21 protein-coding genes and 5 tRNA genes are annotated in these 21,263 nt (G+C 70.1%); 20 read left to right on the top strand and 6 right to left on the bottom strand.

Annotated features, from left to right (window positions below; translation table 11 throughout):
• The coding region (locus tag ACFQVC_RS32050) for a sensor histidine kinase (RefSeq protein ID WP_381837186.1) at positions 1–2,257 on the bottom strand (2,257 nt) is incomplete at its 3' end.
• Positions 2,258–2,834: 577 nt separating this feature from the next.
• Here ACFQVC_RS32050 and ACFQVC_RS32045 point away from each other — a divergent pair.
• The 9 genes from ACFQVC_RS32045 to ACFQVC_RS32005 all read left to right on the top strand — a co-directional run bounded on the left by ACFQVC_RS32045 (position 2,835) and on the right by ACFQVC_RS32005 (position 7,051).
• Complete coding sequence (locus ACFQVC_RS32045) at positions 2,835–3,032, top strand: hypothetical protein (RefSeq protein ID WP_381837184.1); 198 nt, start codon at positions 2,835–2,837, stop codon at positions 3,030–3,032.
• A 141-nt stretch (positions 3,033–3,173) separates the two neighbouring features.
• Positions 3,174–3,968, top strand: a complete 795-nt coding sequence (locus ACFQVC_RS32040) for a fumarylacetoacetate hydrolase family protein (protein WP_381837182.1) — start codon at positions 3,174–3,176, stop codon at positions 3,966–3,968.
• Complete coding sequence (gene gltX, locus ACFQVC_RS32035; protein ID WP_381837180.1) at positions 3,961–5,439, top strand: glutamate--tRNA ligase; 1,479 nt, start codon at positions 3,961–3,963, stop codon at positions 5,437–5,439. Before ACFQVC_RS32040 ends, gltX begins: the two co-directional genes overlap by 8 nt.
• Positions 5,440–5,737: 298 nt before the next feature.
• Positions 5,738–6,472 (top strand): HAD family hydrolase, encoded by a 735-nt coding sequence (locus ACFQVC_RS32030; RefSeq protein ID WP_381837178.1) that lies wholly within the window; start codon positions 5,738–5,740, stop codon positions 6,470–6,472.
• Positions 6,473–6,558: 86 nt separating this feature from the next.
• Positions 6,559–6,630 (top strand) — tRNA-Gln (locus tag ACFQVC_RS32025).
• 21 nt (positions 6,631–6,651) lie between these two features.
• Positions 6,652–6,724, top strand: a tRNA-Glu gene (locus ACFQVC_RS32020).
• A 62-nt stretch (positions 6,725–6,786) separates the two neighbouring features.
• A tRNA-Glu gene (locus ACFQVC_RS32015) sits at positions 6,787–6,862 on the top strand.
• Between the two features lie 18 nt (positions 6,863–6,880).
• Positions 6,881–6,952 (top strand) — tRNA-Gln (locus ACFQVC_RS32010).
• 26 nt (positions 6,953–6,978) lie between these two features.
• Positions 6,979–7,051 (top strand) — tRNA-Glu (locus tag ACFQVC_RS32005).
• Positions 7,052–7,428: 377 nt separating this feature from the next.
• On the opposite strand, the gene ndgR is transcribed toward ACFQVC_RS32005, so the two are convergent.
• Positions 7,429–8,145 carry an IclR family transcriptional regulator NdgR gene (ndgR, locus tag ACFQVC_RS32000; protein ID WP_055552755.1) on the bottom strand — a complete coding sequence of 239 codons (717 nt, stop codon included), beginning with the start codon at positions 8,143–8,145 and terminating at the stop codon, positions 7,429–7,431.
• A gap of 184 nt (positions 8,146–8,329) precedes the next feature.
• On the opposite strand from ndgR, the gene leuC reads away from it, so the two are divergent.
• The 5 genes from leuC to ACFQVC_RS31975 all read left to right on the top strand — a co-directional run bounded on the left by leuC (position 8,330) and on the right by ACFQVC_RS31975 (position 11,991).
• A complete protein-coding gene (leuC, locus tag ACFQVC_RS31995) occupies positions 8,330–9,754 on the top strand; it encodes a 3-isopropylmalate dehydratase large subunit (protein ID WP_381837176.1) in 1,425 nt (474 codons plus the stop codon).
• 5 nt (positions 9,755–9,759) lie between these two features.
• Positions 9,760–10,353 (top strand): 3-isopropylmalate dehydratase small subunit, encoded by a 594-nt coding sequence (leuD, locus tag ACFQVC_RS31990; protein ID WP_381837174.1) that lies wholly within the window; start codon positions 9,760–9,762, stop codon positions 10,351–10,353.
• Positions 10,354–10,605: 252 nt separating this feature from the next.
• Complete coding sequence (locus tag ACFQVC_RS31985) at positions 10,606–10,860, top strand: SCO5555 family protein (RefSeq protein WP_381837172.1); 255 nt, start codon at positions 10,606–10,608, stop codon at positions 10,858–10,860.
• Between the two features lie 125 nt (positions 10,861–10,985).
• On the top strand, positions 10,986–11,645 hold the full coding sequence (locus ACFQVC_RS31980; RefSeq protein WP_381837170.1) for an HU family DNA-binding protein: 660 nt from the start codon (positions 10,986–10,988) through the stop codon (positions 11,643–11,645).
• Between the two features lie 133 nt (positions 11,646–11,778).
• Positions 11,779–11,991 carry a hypothetical protein gene (locus tag ACFQVC_RS31975; RefSeq protein WP_381837168.1) on the top strand — a complete coding sequence of 71 codons (213 nt, stop codon included), beginning with the start codon at positions 11,779–11,781 and terminating at the stop codon, positions 11,989–11,991.
• Here ACFQVC_RS31975 and cofC read toward each other — a convergent pair.
• Positions 11,963–12,667 carry a 2-phospho-L-lactate guanylyltransferase gene (cofC, locus tag ACFQVC_RS31970; protein WP_381837166.1) on the bottom strand — a complete coding sequence of 235 codons (705 nt, stop codon included), beginning with the start codon at positions 12,665–12,667 and terminating at the stop codon, positions 11,963–11,965. The genes ACFQVC_RS31975 and cofC overlap by 29 nt on opposite strands.
• Positions 12,668–12,815: 148 nt before the next feature.
• Here cofC and ACFQVC_RS31965 point away from each other — a divergent pair, with 148 nt between their 5' ends.
• From ACFQVC_RS31965 to ACFQVC_RS31955, 3 genes are all read left to right on the top strand, one after another.
• Positions 12,816–13,709 (top strand): lysophospholipid acyltransferase family protein, encoded by an 894-nt coding sequence (locus tag ACFQVC_RS31965; protein WP_381837164.1) that lies wholly within the window; start codon positions 12,816–12,818, stop codon positions 13,707–13,709.
• The gene (locus ACFQVC_RS31960) at positions 13,706–14,716 is read left to right on the top strand and encodes an NAD(P)H-dependent glycerol-3-phosphate dehydrogenase (protein ID WP_381837162.1); all 1,011 of its coding nucleotides are present in this window, start codon (positions 13,706–13,708) and stop codon (positions 14,714–14,716) included. Before ACFQVC_RS31965 ends, ACFQVC_RS31960 begins: the two co-directional genes overlap by 4 nt.
• 94 nt (positions 14,717–14,810) lie before the next feature.
• A complete protein-coding gene (locus tag ACFQVC_RS31955) occupies positions 14,811–15,983 on the top strand; it encodes a D-alanine--D-alanine ligase family protein (protein WP_381837160.1) in 1,173 nt (390 codons plus the stop codon).
• Positions 15,984–16,085: 102 nt separating this feature from the next.
• On the opposite strand, the gene ACFQVC_RS31950 is transcribed toward ACFQVC_RS31955, so the two are convergent.
• Both ACFQVC_RS31950 and ACFQVC_RS31945 read right to left on the bottom strand, forming a co-directional pair.
• Positions 16,086–16,568 (bottom strand): DUF3515 domain-containing protein, encoded by a 483-nt coding sequence (locus ACFQVC_RS31950; protein ID WP_381837158.1) that lies wholly within the window; start codon positions 16,566–16,568, stop codon positions 16,086–16,088.
• Positions 16,569–16,588: 20 nt separating this feature from the next.
• On the bottom strand, positions 16,589–16,822 hold the full coding sequence (locus ACFQVC_RS31945; protein WP_161694282.1) for an Lrp/AsnC family transcriptional regulator: 234 nt from the start codon (positions 16,820–16,822) through the stop codon (positions 16,589–16,591).
• A gap of 218 nt (positions 16,823–17,040) precedes the next feature.
• Here ACFQVC_RS31945 and ACFQVC_RS31940 point away from each other — a divergent pair, with 218 nt between their 5' ends.
• Positions 17,041–18,006, top strand: coding sequence for a thiamine-phosphate kinase (locus tag ACFQVC_RS31940; protein WP_381837156.1), 966 nt, complete (start codon positions 17,041–17,043; stop codon positions 18,004–18,006).
• Complete coding sequence (thiD, locus tag ACFQVC_RS31935) at positions 18,003–18,803, top strand: bifunctional hydroxymethylpyrimidine kinase/phosphomethylpyrimidine kinase (protein ID WP_381837154.1); 801 nt, start codon at positions 18,003–18,005, stop codon at positions 18,801–18,803. Before ACFQVC_RS31940 ends, thiD begins: the two co-directional genes overlap by 4 nt.
• 196 nt (positions 18,804–18,999) lie before the next feature.
• On the opposite strand, the gene rpmB is transcribed toward thiD, so the two are convergent.
• The gene (rpmB, locus tag ACFQVC_RS31930) at positions 19,000–19,185 is read right to left on the bottom strand and encodes a 50S ribosomal protein L28 (RefSeq protein WP_030195073.1); all 186 of its coding nucleotides are present in this window, start codon (positions 19,183–19,185) and stop codon (positions 19,000–19,002) included.
• 200 nt (positions 19,186–19,385) lie between these two features.
• Between rpmB and ACFQVC_RS31925 the strand changes: the two genes are divergently transcribed.
• Complete coding sequence (locus ACFQVC_RS31925) at positions 19,386–21,245, top strand: DAK2 domain-containing protein (protein ID WP_381837204.1); 1,860 nt, start codon at positions 19,386–19,388, stop codon at positions 21,243–21,245.
• Positions 21,246–21,263: the final 18 nt, after the last annotated feature.

Raw genomic sequence — 21,263 nt, 5'->3', positions numbered from 1 at the left:
GGCCGCCACCGGCGGGGGCGCCACCGCCCTGGGCGCCGCGGCGCGCGGCGGCCACACCGGCGGCTGCCTGCGCCGCCGCGGGGCCACCGGACGGAGCGGGCGCGCCGGACTTGCCGCCCGGGACCTTCTTGCCGCCCTGGGCCACGTCCACGGGCAGCATGACGAGTGCCGTCGTACCGCCGGAGTCGGAGGGGCGCAGCTGGATGCGGATGCCGTGCCGCTGCGAGAGCCGGCCGACCACGAACAGGCCCATGCGGCGCGAGACGGAGACGTCCACGGTGGGCGGCGAGGCGAGCCGCTCGTTGATCGCGGCGAGGTCCTCGGGGGAGAGGCCGATGCCGGTGTCGTGGATCTCGATCAGCACGCGCCCGTCGGGCAGCGCGTGACCGGTGACCTTGACCTTGGTCTGCGGCGAGGAGAACGAGGTGGCGTTCTCGAGCAGCTCCGCGAGCAGGTGCACGAGGTCGTTGACGACGCGGCCCGCGACCTCGGTGGTGGGCACCGCGGCCAGTTCGATGCGCTCGTACTGCTCCACCTCGGACGCGGCGGCACGGAGCACGTCGACCAGCGGAACCGGGCGGGTCCAGCGACGCCCCGGCTCCTCACCGGCGAGGACGAGGAGGTTCTCACCGTTACGGCGCATACGCGTCGCGAGGTGGTCGAGCTTGAACAGCGAGGACAGCTGGTCCGGGTCGGCCTCGCGGGACTCCAGCTCGGAGATGAGCGAGAGCTGGCGCTGGATGAGGCCCTGCGAACGGCGCGAGAGGTTGGTGAACATCGCGTTGACGTTGCCCCGCAGAAGGGCCTGCTCGGCGGCGAGGCGGACCGCCTCGCGGTGCACGTCGTCGAAGGCCGCGGCCACCTTGCCGATCTCGTCCCGGGAGTGCACACCGACCGACTCGACGGAGGTGTCGATGTCCTGCGGGTCCGACTCGGAGAGCTGCTTGACCAGCTCGGGCAGCCGGTCCTGGGCGACCTGGGTGGCGGTGTCCTGGAGCCGCCGCAGCGAGCGGATCATGGACCGGGCCACGACGAACGCGCCGACGAGCGAGACACCGAGGACGAGCAGGATCAGCGCACCGTTGATGATGGCCTCGCGCTGCGACTCGTCACGCAGCTTGCGGGCCTCCTGCTCCATGTCGTTCAGGAGCGTCTGCTCGATGAGCGCCATCTGCTTGAGCTTGGCGGTCGAGGCGTCGGTCCAGTCCTTGTAGGACCGCCGCTCCCGGTTCTTCATGCCGTTGGGGCTCTCGAGGACGCGCTCCGCGTAGTCGTTGGCGTCCTTGATGACGGCGTTGTTGTCGTCGAGCGGCTTGGTCAGCTCGGCGGCGTTGCCGCCGGTGCCCTCGTAGGACCGCTGGAAGCTCTTGATCTCCGCCTTCTCGTTCTGCAGCGCGGAGAGCGCGTAGAGCCGGTCGTTGTCGGAGAGCTTGCCGAACTCGTCCTTGTTCGGCGGCAGGGCGGCCGCGATCACGGCGCGCTGCACCGAGGCGTACTCCTTGGCCGACGAGAAGGCCGCGAGGGTACGGGTGCGCTGGATCATCTCCGGGTTGCTGGTGGCGAGCGCCATGTCCCGGGAGAGGCTGAGCAGTTGTTCGACCAGCTGGTTGTAGCTGGCGACGGTCTGCGAGGTCGGCGCGCCCTTCTTGTAGGCGTCGCGCCGGATGTCCTTCAGGGCCCGCAGCTGCGTCGAGATCTGGACGACGTTGTCACGGATGCTGTTGATCGCCTGGTCGCCGCGGGCGTCGTCGATGTCCGACGTGCCCTGCAGGAACGAGTCCCTGGCCCGGTCGGTCTTGCCGCGCGAGCCCTTGACCGTGAAGTCCGACGACTTGCCGCCGTGGGCGAGGGGGCCCGCCGACTGGTCGCGCTCCTCCTGGAGCGCGGCGGCCAGCTCGGTGGCCTGCTTGGTCATGTCGGTGAGCAGCTTCATCCGGTCCAGCTGCTCCATCTCGTCCATGGAGTCGCCGATACGGATCGCGCCGAGGGTGGTGGCGGCGACCACGGGAAGGGCGAGCAGCGAGACGAGACGGGTCGAGATGCGCCAGTTGCGCAGGGCTATTCGTGAGCCGGCGCTGCCCGCTCCCTTGGCGCCCGCCGACGGCCTGCCTGTGGACGCACCGGTGCCCCCGGCGCGGCCCGAGCCGTCGGCGCCCGGGGTGTCGGCCGGCGAGGAGCTGCTTGCCATGGGGTTAGTCCCGCCGCGCAGCTCCGGCTCCGCCGCAGCGCTGCCTTCCCTCTTGAAACGTCCCTGCACTAGCGTCGCAACCTCTGGACCAGGCGTCCCTCCGTACAGACGGTGGGACGGTGTCGGCGTCGTGGGCCCGAAGGGCCCGGGTGGTCGTGAGTGACCGGCGCGTCTCCCCCTCTCCCACCGCCACTCGGCGCTGCGTTGCGCCCGTGCGCGCCGGTTCATACCTGCGGCGGTTTGGGGAATTCCAGCACAGTGCCGGATCTCCAACAAGGCCCGGGTACCCGGCCGTGACCTCTGTGACAGCCGGTGAGCACCGCGCTACGAGACGTGTAGCCGTATCTCGTACATACCGGACGTTTGCGTACGAGTTATCGAGGCCTGGCAGGTGTCCCAGTCGCCATGATCAGGAGCGGAATCGGCACTTCAATGGCGGAATGTCCGTTCCGCTGAGGCGAGTTGGCCGCCCGTTCTGTCCGCTTCGTCTGAGCGCTCGTGAGCAAACTCACATGGAGATCAAGGGGAGTTCCCGTCTTTGCCGGGAATTCGAATGTTTAGCCTGACGCTTTACAGGGATGGCTAAACCGTCAACCCCCAGTCCGCAGAGATCCAATCCACAGAGATCCAAGAGGTCGAAGCCGCAGTGAAGACGACGATGATGTTCCGCAACATAGCCAACCCGCGGCGCACCACCCTGGCGCACCTGGAAGACGCCGAGGAGCTGCAGACGGCTCCCGAGCAGCCGGAGCAGCCCGTCGACCTCACCGCCCTGCCGGCCAACACGGCCAACCCCCGGCGCACGGTCCTGATGGAGGCCCCGGTCACCGTTCCGGCGGAGTAGTCACGCGGGCCCCGGCCACCGCCGTCGCGGAGTAATACGGCGAGGTCGTCCCCGCTGTGCGCGTTAGCCTGGAGCGTCAGTCTCCAGGAGCTCCGAAGTCTCCGGGAGCCCAAGCAGCGCAAGCAGAGGGGCCCGCATTCCGTGCGCATCGCCAGGTTCTCCATCGACGGCAACGTCGCCTTCGGCGCGGTCGAGGGCGCAGGCCCCGGCGACGAGGGCGAGCCGGTCCTCGACATCATCAAGGGCATTCCGTACGCCGACTTCGAGCTCAGCGGCGTCAAGGTGCCGCTGAGCAAGGTCCGGCTGCTGCCCCCGGTGCTCGGCAACAAGATCGTCGCCTTCGGCCGCAACTACGCCGACCACGCGAAGGAACTGGGCAACGACGTCCCGGAGACCCCCTTCGCCTTCTTCAAGCCGACCACCTCCATGATCGGCTCCGGCGACGCCATCGAGTACCCCTCCTTCTCCAGCGAGCTGCACCACGAGGCCGAACTGGCCGTCGTCATCGGCCGGATGTGCCGTGAGGTCCCGCGCGAGCGCGTCAAGGACGTCATCTACGGCTACACCTGCGCCAACGACGTCACCGCCCGTGACGTGCAGAAGCGCGAGAAGCAGTGGGCCAGGGCCAAGGGCTTCGACACCTCCTGCCCCATCGGCCCCTGGGTGGAGACGGACCTCGACATCGCGGCCGCGTCCGACCTGGCGATCCAGTGCACGGTCAACGGCGAGCAGCGGCAGCTCGGCTCCACGAGCCAGATGACCCACTCCATCGAGGACCTGATCGTCAACGTCACCGAGGCGATGACGCTGCTCCCCGGAGATGTGATCCTCACCGGCACCCCCGCGGGCGTCGGCCCCCTCAACGTCGGCGACGAGGTCGCCGTCACCATCCAAGGCATCGGCACTCTCACCAACAAGGTGATCAAGCGTGGCTAACGCGACCAACGTCCGCGTACGTTTCTGTCCCTCCCCGACCGGCAACCCCCACGTGGGCCTGGTCCGCACCGCCCTGTTCAACTGGGCCTACGCCCGGCACACCGGCGGCCAGCTGGTCTTCCGTATCGAGGACACGGACGCGGCCCGGGACTCGGAGGAGTCCTACGAGCAGCTCCTGGACGCCTTCCACTGGCTCGGCTTCGACTGGGACGAGGGCCCGGAGGTCGGCGGCCCGCACGCGCCGTACCGCCAGTCGCAGCGCATGGACATCTACAAGGACGTCGCGCAGAAGCTCGTCGACGGCGGCTACGCCTACCCCTGCTACTGCACCACCGAAGAGCTGGACGCCCGCCGCGAGGCCGCCCGCGCGGCCGGCAAGCCCTCCGGCTACGACGGCACGTGCCGCACGCTGACGCCCGAGCAGAAGCAGGCCTACGAGACCGAAGGCCGCAGCCACATCATCCGCTTCCGGATGCCGGACGAGCCGATCACCTTCACGGACGCGGTCCGCGGCGAGCTCACCTTCACCCCGGAGAACGTCCCGGACTACGGCATCGTGCGCGCCAACGGCGCCCCGCTGTACACCCTGGTGAACCCGGTCGACGACGCCCTGATGCAGATCACCCACGTCCTGCGGGGCGAGGACCTGCTCTCTTCGACCCCGCGCCAGATCGCGCTCTACCGCGCCCTGATCGAGCTCGGCGTCGCGCAGCAGATCCCGACCTTCGGCCACCTGCCCTACGTCATGGGCGAGGGCAACAAGAAGCTCTCCAAGCGCGACCCGCAGGCGAATCTGAACCTCTACCGGGAGCGCGGCTTCCTGCCGGAAGGCCTCCTGAACTACCTCTCCCTGCTCGGCTGGTCCTTCTCGGCCGACCAGGACGTCTTCTCGATCAAGGAGATGATCGAGAAGTTCGACCTGGCGGACGTGAACGCCAACCCGGCCCGCTTCGACCTGAAGAAGGCCGAGGCGATCAACGCCGACCACATCCGCCGCCTGGACGTGAAGGCCTTCACCGAGGCCTGCGCGCCCTGGCTGCAGGCCCCGCACGCCAACTGGGCCCCCGAGGACTTCGACCAGGCCGCCTGGGAAGCCATCGCCCCGCACGCCCAGACCCGTCTGACGGTCCTCTCCGACATCACGGCGAACGTCGACTTCCTCTTCCTGAAGCAGCCGGTCGAGGACGAGGCGAGCTGGACGAAGGCCATGGGCAAGGGCGACCCGGTGGCCCTGCTCACCACGGCCCGCGCCAAGCTGGAGGCGGCCGACTGGACGAGCCCGGAGTCCCTCAAGGAAGCCGTCCTGGCCGCCGGCGAGGAGCACGGCCTCAAGCTCGGCAAGGCCCAGGCCCCGGTCCGCGTGGCCGTCACCGGCCGCACGGTAGGCCTCCCCCTCTTCGAGTCCCTGGAGATCCTGGGCAAGGAGAAGACCCTGCAGCGCATCGACGCGGCCCTGGCGAAGCTGGCGTAACCCGACATCCGGAGACGGCGAAGGGGCGGGACCGGGAAACCCCCGGCCCCGCCCCTTCGCCGTACCGTCGCTGTGTCCTTGGCTACTGTCGGCGGTATGCCGATCCGAGCCATCGTCTGGGACATCGACACTGTGTTCTTCGGGGGATGACCCCCGAGCCCCCAGCCGGGTCGGGTGCGGCCGTTACTGTCGGCGGTATGCCGATCCGAGCCATCGTCTGGGACATCGACACTGTGTTCTTCGGGGGATGACCCCCGAGCCCCCAGCCGGGTCGGGTGCGGCCGTTACTGTCGGCGGCATGCCGATCCGAGCCATCGTCTGGGACATCGACGACACGATCTTCGACTACGCCACGGCTGACTCCGTCGGTATGCGCGCCCACCTGGAAGCCGAGGGTGCCCTCGACCGCTACGGCACCGCGGTCGAAGCCCTCGCCCTCTGGAAGCAGATCACCGAACGCCACTGGGCCCGCGTCGGCACCGGCGAGATCGACTTTCTGACCCAGCGCCGCGACCGCGTCCGTGAGTTCCTGGACGCCGCCCTCGACGACGCCGAGGCCGACGCCTGGTTCCACCGCTATATACGGCACTACGAATCCGCCTGGTCCCTCTTCCCCGACACCGTGCCCGCCCTCGACGCCCTCGCCGACGGCTACCGGCACGCGGTCCTCTCCAACTCCGCCGCTTCCGTCCAGGAGCGCAAACTCCGCACCCTGGGAGTCCGGGACCGCTTCGAGGCCCTGCTCTGCGCCGTGGATCTCGGCGTCTCCAAGCCCGCCGCCGAGGCCTTCCACGCCGCGTGCACGGCCCTCGCCCTCGACCCCGCCGAAGTGGCGTACGTGGGCGACCAACCGGAGATCGACGCGCGCGGCGCGCACGACGCAGGACTGCTAGGCATCTGGCTCGACCGGAACGGCGCCGGGCGCACGGACGCCGAAGTCCCGTGCGGGGTGCGCCGGATCACCGGCCTCGCGGAGCTCCCGGCCCTGCTCGCCGCCGATACCCGTTTTGGAGCGCCGTCCACCTTCGGGTAATGTTCTTCCTGCGCCGCCCGCCGGGCCGAGAGGCCGGAGCGGGAAGCGCAAGCCGAACAAGGCTCCCAGCGGGGGTTGCGTTTTGGTGGCCTATGGTGTAATTGGCAGCACGACTGATTCTGGTTCAGTTAGTCTAGGTTCGAGTCCTGGTAGGCCAGCTCGCAGAGCTCATCTGCAAAGCCCCCGTTGTGTAGCGGCCTAGCACGCCGCCCTCTCAAGGCGGTAGCGCCGGTTCGAATCCGGTCGGGGGTACAGATCCTTCCCGCGGGGACAGATCGGGTCGCACCCACTGTTTCTGATGCAGGATCGCTAGGGCCCCCGTTGTGTAGCGGCCTAGCACGCCGCCCTCTCAAGGCGGTAGCGCCGGTTCGAATCCGGTCGGGGGTACCAACTGGTCTAGACAACCAGTGGCCTATGGTGTAATTGGCAGCACGACTGATTCTGGTTCAGTTAGTTTAGGTTCGAGTCCTGGTAGGCCAGCTGATCACGTGAATGCACGCGATCATGCCCCCGTTGTGTAGCGGCCTAGCACGCCGCCCTCTCAAGGCGGTAGCGCCGGTTCGAATCCGGTCGGGGGTACGCATGGAAGAGGCTCTTCGCACTTGGTGCGGAGGGCCTCTTCTCTTTCCCGTCTCCTCCGGTGTGAATCACGTCCGGTGTGAATCGCGCCACCAAGTCCAGGTCCGTGACGGCCAGTTGGGCCGCCGCGCGGGCGTACGGCGGCAACTCGTCGACGCCGCACGGGAATCCGGGTGCGGGGAGCGGCACACGGATGCGGAGCCGGTCGGCCGGCGTGGAGAGCGGGGCCGCCGACCGGCTGCAATCGGCTTGACGGAGAAGGGGAGTTGGAGCGGGCGCCCGATGGACGGTTCGGGTGCCCGCGGGCAGGTCCGCCGCGGCGTTGAGGCGGACCCTCGCCATGTGAGCCGGACCGGCAGGTACGGCGTGTGCCGGACTCAGCCGGTGCGGCGCAGGGCCTCGGAGAGACGGCCGGCGGCGTCGATGACCGCCTGGGCGTGCATCCGGCCCGGGTGGCGGGTCAGGCGCTCGATCGGTCCGGAGACCGAGACGGCGGCGACCACGCGGTTCGAGGGGCCGCGCACGGGCGCCGAGACCGAGGCCACGCCCGGCTCGCGCTCGCCGATCGACTGGGCCCAGCCGCGGCGGCGTACACCGGACAGGGCGGTGGCCGTGAAACGGGCGCCCTGCAGGCCGCGGTGCAGGCGCTCCGGCTCCTCCCAGGCCATCAGGATCTGGGCCGAAGAACCGGCCTTCATGGTGAGCGTGGAGCCCACCGGCACCGTGTCCCGCAGTCCGGACAGGCGCTCCGCCGCGGCGACGCAGATACGCATATCGCCCTGGCGGCGGTAGAGCTGGGCGCTCTCGCCGGTCACGTCCCGGAGGTGGGTCAGTACGGGCCCGGCCGTGGCGAGCAGGCGGTCCTCACCGGCCGCGGCGGCCAGTTCGGCGAGCCGCGGGCCGAGAATGAACCTGCCCTGCATGTCCCTGGCCACCATGCGGTGGTGCTCCAGGGCCACGGCGAGGCGGTGTGCAGTAGGTCTTGCGAGTCCTGTGGCCGCGACCAGCCCTGCGAGGGTGGCCGGACCGGACTCCAGGGCGCCCAGGACAAGGGCTGCCTTGTCGAGGACGCCAACGCCGCTAGAGTTGTCCATGCAACGATACTCGCGTCTCACTCTGTGAAACGCAAGTTCAATTTCCCAGGGAACTTGTCACCCTGTACGGACAGCGGCCCGCAGACCAACGGGCCCAGCGGAGCACGTCCGGTACGTGGGGTACGGACGTCGCCGCTCACATCTCTAGTTGGGCCGGCGCACACTTCCGGCCGGAGGGAAAGCGATGGGTAGGACACTCGCGGAGAAGGTCTGGGACGACCATGTCGTCCGGCGCGCCGAGGGCGAGCCCGACCTCCTTTTCATCGATCTGCACCTGCTGCACGAGGTGACCAGCCCGCAGGCCTTCGACGGCCTCCGCAAGAGCGGCCGGCAGGTGCGGCGCCTGGACCTCACCATCGCCACCGAGGACCACAACACCCCGACCCTCGACATCGACAAGCCCATCGCCGACCCGGTCTCGCGGGCGCAGCTGGAGACGCTGCGCAAGAACTGCGCCGACTTCGGGGTGCGCCTGCACCCGCTGGGCGACGTCGAGCAGGGCGTCGTACACGTCGTAGGGCCGCAGCTGGGTCTGACCCAGCCCGGCACCACGGTGGTCTGCGGTGACTCGCACACCTCCACCCACGGCGCTTTCGGGGCCCTGGCGTTCGGCATCGGCACCTCCCAGGTCGAGCACGTCCTGGCCACCCAGACGCTGCCGCTGGCCCGCCCGAAGACGATGGCCATCACCGTCGACGGCGAACTGCCCGACGGCGTAACGGCCAAGGACCTGATCCTCGCCATCATCGCGAAGATCGGCACCGGCGGCGGCCAGGGCTACATCCTCGAATACCGCGGCTCCGCCATCGAGAAGCTCTCGATGGAAGCCCGCATGACCATCTGCAACATGTCCATCGAGGCCGGTGCCCGTGCGGGCATGATCGCCCCCGACGAGACCACCTTCGCGTACATCGAGGGCCGTGCGCACGCCCCGCAGGGCGAGGACTGGGACGCGGCGGTCGCGTACTGGAAGACCCTGAAGACCGACGACGACGCCGTTTTCGACGCCGAGGTCGTCATCGACGCCGACTCCCTGGCGCCGTTCGTCACCTGGGGCACCAACCCCGGCCAGGGCGCGCCGCTGTCGGCGAACGTCCCCGACCCTGCTTCGTACGAAGACGCTTCGGAGCGCATGGCCGCCGAAAAGGCCCTGGAATACATGGGCCTGAAGGCCGGGCAGCCGCTGCGTGACATCAAGGTCGACACCGTATTCGTCGGCTCCTGCACCAACGGCCGGATCGAGGACCTGCGCGCCGCCGCCGACATCGTCAAGGGCCGCAAAGTCGCCGACGGCGTACGGATGCTGGTCGTGCCCGGCTCCGCGCGGGTCGGGCTGCAGGCCGTCGAAGAGGGCCTGGACGTGGTGTTCAAGGAGGCCGGCGCCGAATGGCGGCACGCGGGCTGCTCGATGTGTCTGGGCATGAACCCCGACCAACTGGCGCCCGGTGAGCGCTCCGCGTCCACCTCGAACCGCAACTTCGAAGGCCGGCAGGGCAAGGGCGGCCGCACCCACCTGGTGTCGCCCCAGGTCGCCGCCGCCACCGCGGTCACCGGCCAGCTGTCCTCGCCCGCCGACCTGTCCGACGTCCGTACCCCCGCCGGAGTCTGAGAACCATGGAAGCTTTCACCACACACACCGGCCGGGCCGTCCCGCTGCGCCGCAGCAACGTCGACACCGACCAGATCATCCCGGCCCACTGGCTGAAGAAGGTCACGCGCGACGGCTTCGAGGACGGGCTCTTCGAGGCCTGGCGCAAGGACGAGACCTTCGTCCTCAACAAGCCCGAGCGGCAAGGGGCCACGGTCCTGGTCGCCGGCCCCGACTTCGGCACCGGTTCCTCCCGCGAGCACGCGGTGTGGGCGCTGCAGAACTACGGCTTCAAGGCCGTCATCTCCTCCCGCTTCGCCGACATCTTCCGCGGTAACTCGCTGAAGAACGGCCTCCTGACGGTCGTACTCGACCAGAAGGTCGTCGACGCCCTGTGGGAACTGACGGAGAACGACCCGCAGGCCGAGATCACCGTCGACCTGGAGGCCCGCGAGGTGCGCGCCGAAGGCATCACCGCCGCCTTCGACCTCGACGAGAACTCCCGCTGGCGGCTCCTGAACGGCCTTGACGACATCAGCATCACGCTGCAGAACGAGCCCGACATCGCGGCCTACGAGGCGAAGCGCCCGGCACACAAGCCGCGCACCGTCCAGGTCTGAATCGGCCATTCGGGCAACCGAATCGGCACCCCCTTCCGAACCGCGGCCTGCGAGCAGGCCGCGGTTCGGCTTTTTGGCTTCCAGGTGTCGTAACCCCCCGCCCCAGCAGGGGAGTTGAGCCCCGCGGCGGCCGTCGTCACGCAGCCCGCGGCCACGGCGACTTAGGAGCCGTGAGAGGCTCGAAAACCCCATTTGGGCGGCACGCTGAGACCTCGTGAGGCGACAACTCGCCCCAGATGGCACAATCGGTGCATGGACCGCGACAGCCAACTCGAGCTCTACGGGCTCGTCGCGGACCGGCTGAAAGAAGCGCACGCGAAGGTGCGCACACTGCAAGTCCCGGAGGGCGTACGGATGGCGCTGACCCGGAAGCTGCTGGTCATTACGGCCGCGGCCAAACACGATCTCACTGATGCGGCAAGGCGTCTGGACCAGTTCACAGCTGAGCTGGATGCGGGTCGATTCCCCACAGATGGCGCTGCGGACCGAACTGATGGAACTCCCTGACAGTCCAGTTCGTTGCGGCACAAGGGTGATTAGCCCGTTTCGTGTTTGATTTGCGGTATATATCTGCCTAACGTGCGAAAAAGCCTGAACAGATTCGTTCCGGCAATGTCTCCGAAGGGGAAGACGTGAACAAGGCGCAGCTCGTAGAAGCGATTGCCGACAAGGTTGGTGGCCGTCAGCAGGCCGCCGACGCCGTCGACGCGGTACTCGACGCCATCGTCCGCTCGGTCGTCAGTGGCGACCGTGTCTCGGTCACCGGCTTCGGCTCGTTCGAGAAGGTCGACCGTCCGGCCCGTTACGCCCGCAACCCGCAGACGGGTGAGCGGGTCCGGGTCAAGAAGACCTCGGTGCCGCGCTTCCGCGCGGGCCAGGGCTTCAAGGACCTGGTGAGCGGCTCGAAGAAGCTCCCGAAGAACGACGTCGCGGTCAAGAAGGCCCCGAAGGGCAGCCTTTCGGGCGGCGGCACCAAGGCGACCGTCAAGAAGGCCGCGGCCAAGAAGGCCACCGCCAAGAAGGCGACCGCGAAGAAGACCACCGCCAAGAAGACCACGGCGAAGAAGACCACGGCCAAGAAGGCGACGACGGCCAAGAAGGCCACCGCCAAGAAGGCCACGGCGAAGAAGACCACGGCCAAGAAGGCGACGGCGAAGAAGGCCGCACCTGCGAAGAAGGCGACGGCGAAGAAGACCGCGCCCGCGAAGAAGGCCACGGCGAAGAAGGCGCCCGCCAAGAAGTCGACGGCGCGCAAGACCACCGCCAAGAAGGCCACTGCCAGGAAGAAGTAAGGGTCGGCAGGGCTCACTCACGCGCCGGGCCGGGCTCCCCTCGGGGAGCCCGGCCCGCGGTGTGTCCGGCCACGGCAGGGGAGTTCGGGAGCCGGGGCGAACGTGCCCCGCGTACCGCCGCTACGCTGCTGGCATGCAGGCGACCGCGTACACATACGACTCCGAGACCCGCAGCGGCAGTGTGCTTCTCGACGACGGCACCCCGGTGCCCTTCGACGCCCCCGCCTTCGACGCGGGCGGCCTGCGGCTGCTGCGGCCCGGGCAGCGGGTGCGCATCGAACTCGACGGTACGGCCGGGGCGGACGCGCAGCGGCGGATCACTCTGGTGACGCTGCAGACCTTCTGAGCAGCCCCGCCCGCCGCCCGCGTGCGGCGGCCGCGGCGGTGTACGGGCCCACACCCAGGGACAGCGCCGCCTCCAGGTCGTCGAGGGTGTCCACGTCCCGGCGCACGCTCGGCACGTCGGAAAGGGCCAGCTCCACGGCTCCGGACGCCCTGTGACGGGCTCGTGAGGCGCCGCCGAAGCCCGGTGCCAGGGTCACTCCCGGAGCGGCGCACAAGAGCGTTGTGCCGATTCCGGCGGCATCCGCCAGAAAAGCGCGCGGAAATGCGGCGGCGTAATCGAGAACGCGCGCCAATTCGCCGGACCGCAGCGCCGGCAGATCCGCATTCAGGGCCGCGACGGCGCCGGAGGGCCGTAGCGCACGGGCCGCCCGCGCCCCATGTGCCAGAGCGGCGTTCAAGCCCCCCGCGGGTTCGTCCCGCACGGCACGGGCCCCGAGAGCGCCCAGTTCACGCACGGCACGGGCGTCGTCCGTGACGACCACCACATCCCGCACCGACGGGCAGGCGACCGCCGCGGCCACCGTGTCCTGGGCGAAAGCCAGCGCCAGCGAGGGGCGCAGACCCGCGTCGGCGGCGTCCGCGAGCCTGCTCTTCGCCCGCAGCAAGGGCTTCAGGGGTATGACCAGGCTCCATGCCGGGGGAGCGCCACGGTCGGTGTAGGTGCGCATCGCGGCCATTCTCACCTGTCGCCGTGCCAGGCGTACGGCCCTCCCGGCAGGGCGGGCACAACGCGTTGGCATACGGTGTTCTCGACAGACGGGGGACCTGGGGCGACACTTGTGCGGCGCACCAGCGCGTGTCAGGTCAGCAGAGGAAGGTGTCCGAGTGTCCCGCCGCAGAATCGGCTTCTGGTACCGCCTGGCGGCGGTCATCGCTAAACCGCCCCTGGTGCTACTCATCAAGCGGGACTGGCGCGGCATGGAACACATTCCGGCCGACGGCGGATTTATCACCGCGGTGAACCACAATTCGCATGTCGACCCATTCGCGTACGCCCACTTTCAGTACAACACTGGACGAGTTCCGCGATTCCTGGCCAAGCACGGGCTATTCAAGCGCGGATTTGTCGGCGCCGTGATGCGCGGCACCGGCCAGATCCCCGTCTACCGCGAGAGCACCGACGCGCTCAGCGCCTTCCGCGCCGCCATCGACGCCGTGGAGCGCGGTGAATGTGTGGCGTTCTATCCCGAAGGAACGCTTACCCGCGACCCCGATCTGTGGCCCATGACCGCCAAGACCGGTGCCGCCCGCGTCGCCCTGCAGACCAAGTGCCCGGTGATCCCTGTCGCGCAGTGGGGTGCCAACGAACTCCTGCCGCCGTACGCGAAGAAGCCGCACATCTTCCCGCGCAAGACGCACCATGTGCTCGCCGGTGCACCGGTCGACCTGACGCGGTTCTACGACAAGGAGATGACGCCCGAACTCCTCAAGGAGGCAACGGAAGTCATCATGGCCGCGGTCACCCGGCTCCTGGAGGAGCTGCGCGGTGAGAAGGCGCCCGCGACGCCCTACGATCCACGCCAGGCACGTATCGAGCAGCGCCGCAAGGCGCGCGAGAAGATCGCGGCCGCCGCCGCGGCCGAGGACAGCACGGCCGGCGGCCCCGGTACGACGACAGCCGGCACTCCGGGTGCGACAGCGGCCGGTACGCCCGGTGTGACGGCGGCCGGCACGCCCGGCGAGAACACGACCGGCACGTCCGGGGAGGACACCAAGTGACACCGCCTGTGAAGGCAGCCGTCTTCGGAACGGGCTCCTGGGGTACGGCTTTCGCCATGGTGCTCGCGGACGCGGGCTGTGACGTGACCCTGTGGGGCCGCCGCCCCGAACTCGCCGAAGCGGTCAACTCCACCCGTACCAACCCCGACTACCTGCCGGGCGTCGAACTCCCCGAGCGGGTAAGGGCGACCACCGACGCGGCCGAGGCGGCACAGGGCGCCGAGTTCACGGTGCTCGCCGTGCCCTCGCAGACGCTGCGCGGCAACCTCGGCACCTGGGCCCCGCTGCTCGCCCCCGACACCGTCCTCGTATCGCTCATGAAGGGCGTCGAACTCGGTTCCGCGATGCGGATGAGCGAGGTCATCGAGGACGTCACCAAGGCACCCGCCGAGCGGATCGCCGTCGTCACGGGTCCCAACCTCGCCCGTGAGATCGCCGCCAGGCAGCCCGCCGCCGCCGTGGTCGCCTGCCGGGACGAGTCGGTGGCCAAGCGCCTCCAGGCCGCCTGCCACACGCCGTACTTCCGGCCGTATACGAACACCGACGTCGTCGGCTGCGAACTGGGCGGCGCCGTCAAGAACGTGATCGGTCTGGCCGTCGGCATCGCGGACGGCATGGGACTCGGCGACAACGCCAAGGGCTCCCTGATCACCCGCGGCCTCGCCGAGACCACCCGGCTCGGCCATGTCATGGGCGCCGACCCGCTGACCTTCTCCGGACTCGCGGGCCTCGGCGACCTGGTGGCCACCTGCTCGTCGCCGCTCTCGCGCAACCACACCTTCGGCACCAACCTCGGCAAGGGCATGACCTTGCAGGAGACCATCGCGGTCACCAAGCAGACCGCCGAAGGCGTCAAGTCCTGTGAATCCGTGCTGGACCTGGCGCGCAGGCACGGCGTCGACATGCCCATCACGGAGACCGTCGTGGACATCGTGCACGAGGGCAAGCCGCCGGTGGTCGCGCTCAAGGACCTGATGGCGCGCAGCGCCAAGCCCGAGCGCCGCTGATCCGGGCGGGCACCGCGGCCCGCCCGCGCACCCGCTGACGCGGAGACGTGCACGCACTGACTCGGGTCGTACCAACAGGTACGCTCAACGCGATATGAGCAGCGAGACCTCCTCCCAGAGCCCGGTCCCCTCCCAGCCAGGAGGGGAATCCCGTAAGCCGCGCGTGGCCGTCGTGTTCGGCGGACGCAGTTCCGAGCACGGCATCTCGGTCGTCACGGCCGGCGCCGTGCTGCGCGCCATCGACCGCACCAAGTACGACGTCCTGCCCATCGGCATCACCCACGACGGCCGCTGGGCACTGACCGCCGACGAGCCCGAGCGGATGGCGATCACCGACCGCAAGGTGCCGGACGTGACGCAGCTCGCCGAGTCCGCGGAGGGCGGCGTGGTGCTTCCAGTCGACCCCGCCAACCGCGAGGTCGTCTACGCCGAGCCGGGATCCGTCCCCAAGGCGCTCGGCGAGGTCGACGTGGTCTTCCCCGTCCTGCACGGCCCGTACGGCGAGGACGGCACCCTGCAGGGGCTGCTCGAGCTGTCCGGGACGCCGTACGTCGGCTCGGGTGTGCTGTCCTCCGCGGTGGGCCAGGACAAGGAGTACATGAAGCGGGTGTTCACCTCCTTCGGGCTCCCCGTCGGCCCGTACACGGTGATCAAGCCCCGTGAGTGGGCCGCGGACCCGTCCGCCGCCCGCAAGAAGGTCGTGGACTTCGCCGGTGAGCACGGCTGGCCGCTGTTCGTGAAGCCCGCCAGGGCCGGCTCCTCGATCGGTATCACCAAGGTCGACTCCCTGGACGGCCTGGAGGACGCCATCGAGGAGGCGCAGCGCCACGACCCGAAGGTCATCGTGGAGGCGCTTCTTCGCGGCCGTGAGATCGAGTGCGGCGTCCTGGAGTTCGAGGACGGGCCGCGCGCGAGCGTGCCGGCCGAGATCCCGCCGGTCTCCGACCACGCCTTCTACGACTTCGAGGCCAAGTACATCGACTCGGCTTCCGGCATCGTGCCCGCACCGCTCACCGACGAGCAGACCGCCGAGGTGCAGCGGCTCGCGGTCGAGGCCTTCGAGGCGGCGGCCTGCGAGGGTCTGGTGCGCGCGGACTTCTTCCTCACCGAGGACGGCGAGTTCGTGATCAACGAGATCAACACGATGCCCGGCTTCACGCCGATCTCCATGTACCCGCGGATGTGGCAGGAGAGCGGCGTCGACTACGCGGAGCTGGTGGACCGCCTGGTGCAGGCGGCGCTGCGCCGCCCCACGGGCCTTCGCTGACGTCCGGGGCGACCGCGACCGAAGCGTCAACTACGAGGAGGGGCCCGGCCGTTGGACGGCCGGGCCCCTCCTCGTGCGCGGGCCGGGAGCGAGGTACGCCACCTAGCTGGCGACCCCCTCCGGGACCGTCTCCTTGATCGGCTTCGCGAAGTCGACGAGCGAACCCGCGCCCTGCTTGGCCTGGTCCGGGTCGAGGGTGATCTCGACATGCGCCTCGCGCATACCCGACGTGAAGCGGTACGCGCCGTCCTTCTGCTCCTCGACCAGCCAGGCCACGCCGTTGATCTCGGTGGTGGACTCCTTGGGGTCGAGCATCGCGGCGGGCTTCGGTACACCGCAGCGCAGTATGATCGCCGAGCCTCCCCATCCCGCGGTGAGTTCGGACTGCGGCGTCGGGTCCTCGCGATCGAGCCCGTCGATCCGCTCCGGCAGCTGTTTGTGCAGGTTCTGGCACAGCTGTGCGGTCTTGGCGTCGGGAGAGGGAACCGGGACCGCCCCCTCGTCGTCCGTCGAAGAGCAGCCCATGGTCACCAGGAGCAGGCCGAGGGCGGGCAGACAGAGGAGCCGGCGACGGTATGAGTTCACCGGCCAAGCGTAGACGGGGGCTACAAGTGCACGACCGGGCAGGTCAGGGTGCGGGTGATGCCGTCCACTTGCTGGACTTTCGCCACCACCATGCGGCCGAGCTCATCGACGGTGTCCGCCTGGGCGCGCACGATGACATCGTAGGGACCGGTCACGTCCTCGGCCTGGATCACTCCCGGGATCTTGCCGATCAGCTCGGCGACGACCGATGCCTTGCCTACCTCGGTCTGGATCAGGATGTACGCCTGTACCACGGAACCTCCAGGGCGGCCACGAGGATCATGTGGGGAGAAGGGACGCCACGGTATCGCGTCGCCGTGCGTCGCGGGGAGACCCGCGGAACCTGTGGCGCAGACACCACGGCGGAGCCGCAAGCGAAGTTGACGTATCCGTTGACGGTACCCGTGGCCGGGGCGCCCCGCGACCGCACGCACACTGGGGCAGTCGGCACAACAGGAAGAGGCGAGACTCGATGAAGGGCACCGTGGGCGAGCTCGGGGAGTTCGGGCTGATCAGGGAGCTCACCTCCCGGCTCACCACCACTCCGGCGGTACGCCTCGGCCCCGGCGACGACGCCGCGGTCGTGGCGGCACCCGACCGCAGAGTGGTGGCCAGCACGGACATCCTCCTTGAGGGACGGCACTTCCGCCGCGACTGGTCCACCGCGTACGACGTGGGACGCAAGGCAGCCGCGCAGAATCTGGCCGATATCGCCGCCATGGGCGCGGTGCCGACCGCTCTGCTGCTCGGCCTCGTGGTGCCGGCCGAACTGCCGGTGACCTGGGCCAGCGAGCTCATGGACGGCCTGCGCGACGAATGCCAGGTGGCGGGCGCGGCCGTGGTCGGCGGCGATGTCGTACGCGGGGACACCATCACCGTCTCCATCACCGCGCTCGGCGATCTGCGCAACCACGAACCGGTGACGCGCGCCGGTGCGCAGCCCGGCGATGTCGTCGCGTACACCGGCTGGTTGGGCTGGTCCGCCGCCGGGCACGCGGTGCTCTCGCGCGGCTTCCGCTCGCCCCGGGCCTTCGTCGAGGCGCACCGCAGGCCGGAGCCGCCGTACCACGCGGGCCCCGCGGCGGCCGGGCTCGGCGCGACCGCGATGGCCGACGTCAGCGACGGACTGATCGCCGACCTCGGCCATATCGCCGAGGCCAGCAAGGTGCGGATCGACGTCAAGTCCGGCTCGATCGACATCCCCTCGCAGATGAACGACATCGGTCAGGCCGTCGGCGTGGACCCGCTGCAGTGGGTGCTCACCGGCGGCGAGGACCACGCGATCGTCGCCACTTTCCCCTCGGACGTGAAGCTTCCGGCCCGCTGGAAGGTGATCGGCGAAGTGCTCAACCCCTCGGCGCTGCCGCAGGTGACGGTGGACGGCGCACCCTGGACCAGCAAGAGCGGCTGGGATCACTTCGGGGAGATCGAGTCGTGAGCAGGCCGACGGCGCCGCCCCGTGTCCTGACCGTCGCGGGGTCCGACTCCGGCGGCGGCGCGGGCATCCAGGCCGACCTGAAGACGATGCTGGCGCTCGGCACCCACGGCATGAGCGTCCTGACCGCCGTGACGGCACAGAACTCCCTGGGCGTACAAGGCGCTTGGGAGCTTCCGGTGGAGGCGGTGCGGGCGCAGTACCGCAGTGTCGTCGACGACATCGGCGTCCAGGCCGTCAAGACCGGAATGCTCTCGTCGGCCGAACTCGTCGAGACCGTCGCGGAGTTGCTGGCCGGTACGGGAGCGCCCGCCGTGGTGGATCCGGTGGGTGTGTCCAAGCACGGCGACTCACTGCTCGCCGCCTCGGCGCTCGACTCGGTCCGCACCAAGCTGCTGCCCGTCGCCACGGTCGCGACCCCGAACCTCGACGAGGTCGCCCAGATCACCGGCGTACGCGTCGAGTCGGAGTCCGACATGCGGCGTGCGGCGGCGGCGCTGCTCGCCTACGGCCCGCAGTGGGCACTGATCAAGGGGGGTCATCTGGCGGGCGACGCCGTGGACCTGCTCACCGACGGCTCCGCCGAGCACTGGCTGCGCGCCCCGCGCCACGACAACCGGCACACCCACGGCACCGGCTGCACTCTCGCCAGCGCCATCGCCTCCGGGCTCGCCAAGGGCATGACGGTGCCGGCGGCGGTGACGGCCGCCAAGGAGTACGTCACGGGGGCCATCGCCGCGGGCTTCGCGCTCGGCGGCGGCATCGGGCCGGTCGATCATGGCTGGCGGTTTCGCGGGTAGCGGTTACGCGGGTTCGCGCGCAGTGGCCATAGGGGCGGCGTACCCCGCGTAGCGGTGGGGTGGTACGGGCGGCGTGCGTACGTCGTCCGGTACGCCATGAGGAGACGTACGCCATGAGGGCACGGCAAAGAGCCGGCCCACCCTGAGGTGGACCGGCTCTCAAGCAACCAGCTAGGTGGCCGCGCTAAGCGTTGCGTCAGCGCGAGACCTTGCCGGCCTTGATGCACGAGGTGCAGGCGTTGAGCCGCTTCGGCGTCCCACCGACCACGGCACGCACGCGCTGGATGTTCGGGTTCCAGCGACGGGGCGTACGGCGGTGCGAGTGCGAGATGTTGTTGCCGAAGCCCGGCCCCTTGCCGCAGACGTCGCAGTTGGCAGCCACGGGTCACTCCAAAGACTTCAGATGCACTTACGGTTAAACCCGGCATGCCGGATCCAGTGATCTGAGTGGCGGTGCCAGGGGAATGTCTGCCCGATTGCGTCGGGCCAACCGAAGCAGCATACAACGGCCGCTTCGGTACAACGAAACTACCATGACCGGCCAGGGGCCCGCCCCGGGCACCTCCCCGACCGGGGACTACGCTGCGATACGACCCCGCAGCTAGGAGGCAGCCGGTGCCGAAACCCGACGCCGAGGTGGTGCGCACCTGGTGCGGACTGGCGCTTGACGCGCTCGGGAGGGCCCGCGAGGAAATCGACGCGATCAACGTCTATCCGGTCGCGGACGGGGACACCGGAACCAACCTCTATCTGACCGTGGAATCCGCCGCACGCGCGGTGGAGGCGGTGTTCGCGGGGCATGAGGCGGCGGGTTCCGGAGAGGGCCCCTCCCTCGCCGACGCGGTCCGCGCGATGGCGCACGGCGCCCTCATCGGGGCGTGCGGGAACTCGGGCACGATCCTGGCGCAGCTGCTGCGCGGCACGGCCCAGGTGATGGCCACGGCGACGGCCCTGGGGGAGTCGACGGAGCCGGGCGAAGGTGACGCGACTCACAGCCCAGGGGGCGGCGAGGACGGTCACGGCCGGACCGAGCCGCACCGCGACGGCGGCGTCCTGCTCAGGCTCGCCCTGCGCCGGGCCGCCGAGTCCGGCTACCAAGCGGTCGCGCACCCCGTCGAGGGCACCGTCCTGACCGTGGCCACGGCGGCGGCCGAGGCGGGGGACGCGGTGGACGGCGACTGTGCCGCGGTGGCGGCGGCGGCCTACGAGGGCGCGAGCGCCGCCCTGAAGGCGACGCCGGGGCAGCTGGCGGTCCTGGGGCGCGCGGGTGTCGTCGACGCCGGAGGACAGGGGCTCGTGGCCGTTCTCGGGGCGCTCGTCGAGGCGCTGACCGGACATGCGCCACGGCCGGTGCGCACGGCGGCCGGGCACGCGATGGGCGGCGGGCACGGAACGGGCGGGCACGCGCGCGTGCCGCAGGCATCGGCTGCCGGGGGAGCGGCGACCGGCCCGGACACACAGGACGCGGACACAGAGGCGGTGGACTGCGCTGCCATCGAGGCGACGGGCGACGGCACCGGGCCCGCCTTCGAAGTGATCTTCCTGCTCGAGGCCGACGACCCCGCCGTGGACCGGCTCCGAACCCGGCTCGACGCGCTCGGTGACTCCCTGGTCGTCGTCGGCGGCGACGGCCTGTGGAACGTCCACGTACACGTCGACGACGCGGGCGCCGCGGTCGAGGCGGGCGTCGAGGCGGGCCGTCCGTACCGCATCCGGATCACGCACTTCGGGGCGCAGGACGCGCACAGCGGGGGCCGCACCCCGCCCCCGCGCGAGCCGGCCCAGCGCGCCGTCGTGGCGGTCGTCCCGGGCGAAGGACTCGCCGACCTGTACGCCGATGCGGGGGCCACCACCGTGTTCGCACGGCCCGGAGAGCCGCCCGCGAGCGGGGAGTTGGTCGACGCCATCCGGCGCGCCCACGCGCGCGAAGTGGTGCTGCTGCCCAACGACGCGGAGCTGCGGCACACCGCGGCGGCCGCCGCGGACCAGGCCCGCACCGAGGGCGTACGGGTCGCGCTCATCCCCACCCGCTGCGCGGTGCAGGGGATCGCGGCGCTCGCCGTGCACGAGCCCGAGCGCCGCTTCGACGAGGACGTGGTCGGCATGACGTCGGCGGCCGGCGCCACCCGCTACGCCGAACTCGCCGTCGCCGAGCGGCAGTCCTGGACCATGGCGGGCATCTGCCAGGCCGGCGATGTCCTCGGGCTCATCGACGGCGACGTGGCGGTCATCGGCGCCGATGTCGCGGCCACGGCCACCACCGTCCTGGACCGGATGCTCGCGGCGGGCGGCGAGATGGTCACGCTGGTACTCGGCGACGACGTGCCGGACACCGTCGCCGACGGCCTCGAAGAGCACGTACGCGAGCACCACCTCGCCGTGGACACCGTCGTCTACCACGGCGGACGGCAGTCGCCGCTGCTGCTCATCGGCGTGGAGTGAGCGGCGCCCCGGTCATCG

The sequence above is a fragment of the Streptomyces monticola genome (genome assembly GCF_042665355.1).
Taxonomy (GTDB): Bacteria; Actinomycetota; Actinomycetes; order Streptomycetales; family Streptomycetaceae; genus Streptomyces; species Streptomyces monticola.
Note: the sequence above shows the minus strand (reverse complement) of the source record. Positions and strands in the feature narration are given on the sequence as shown.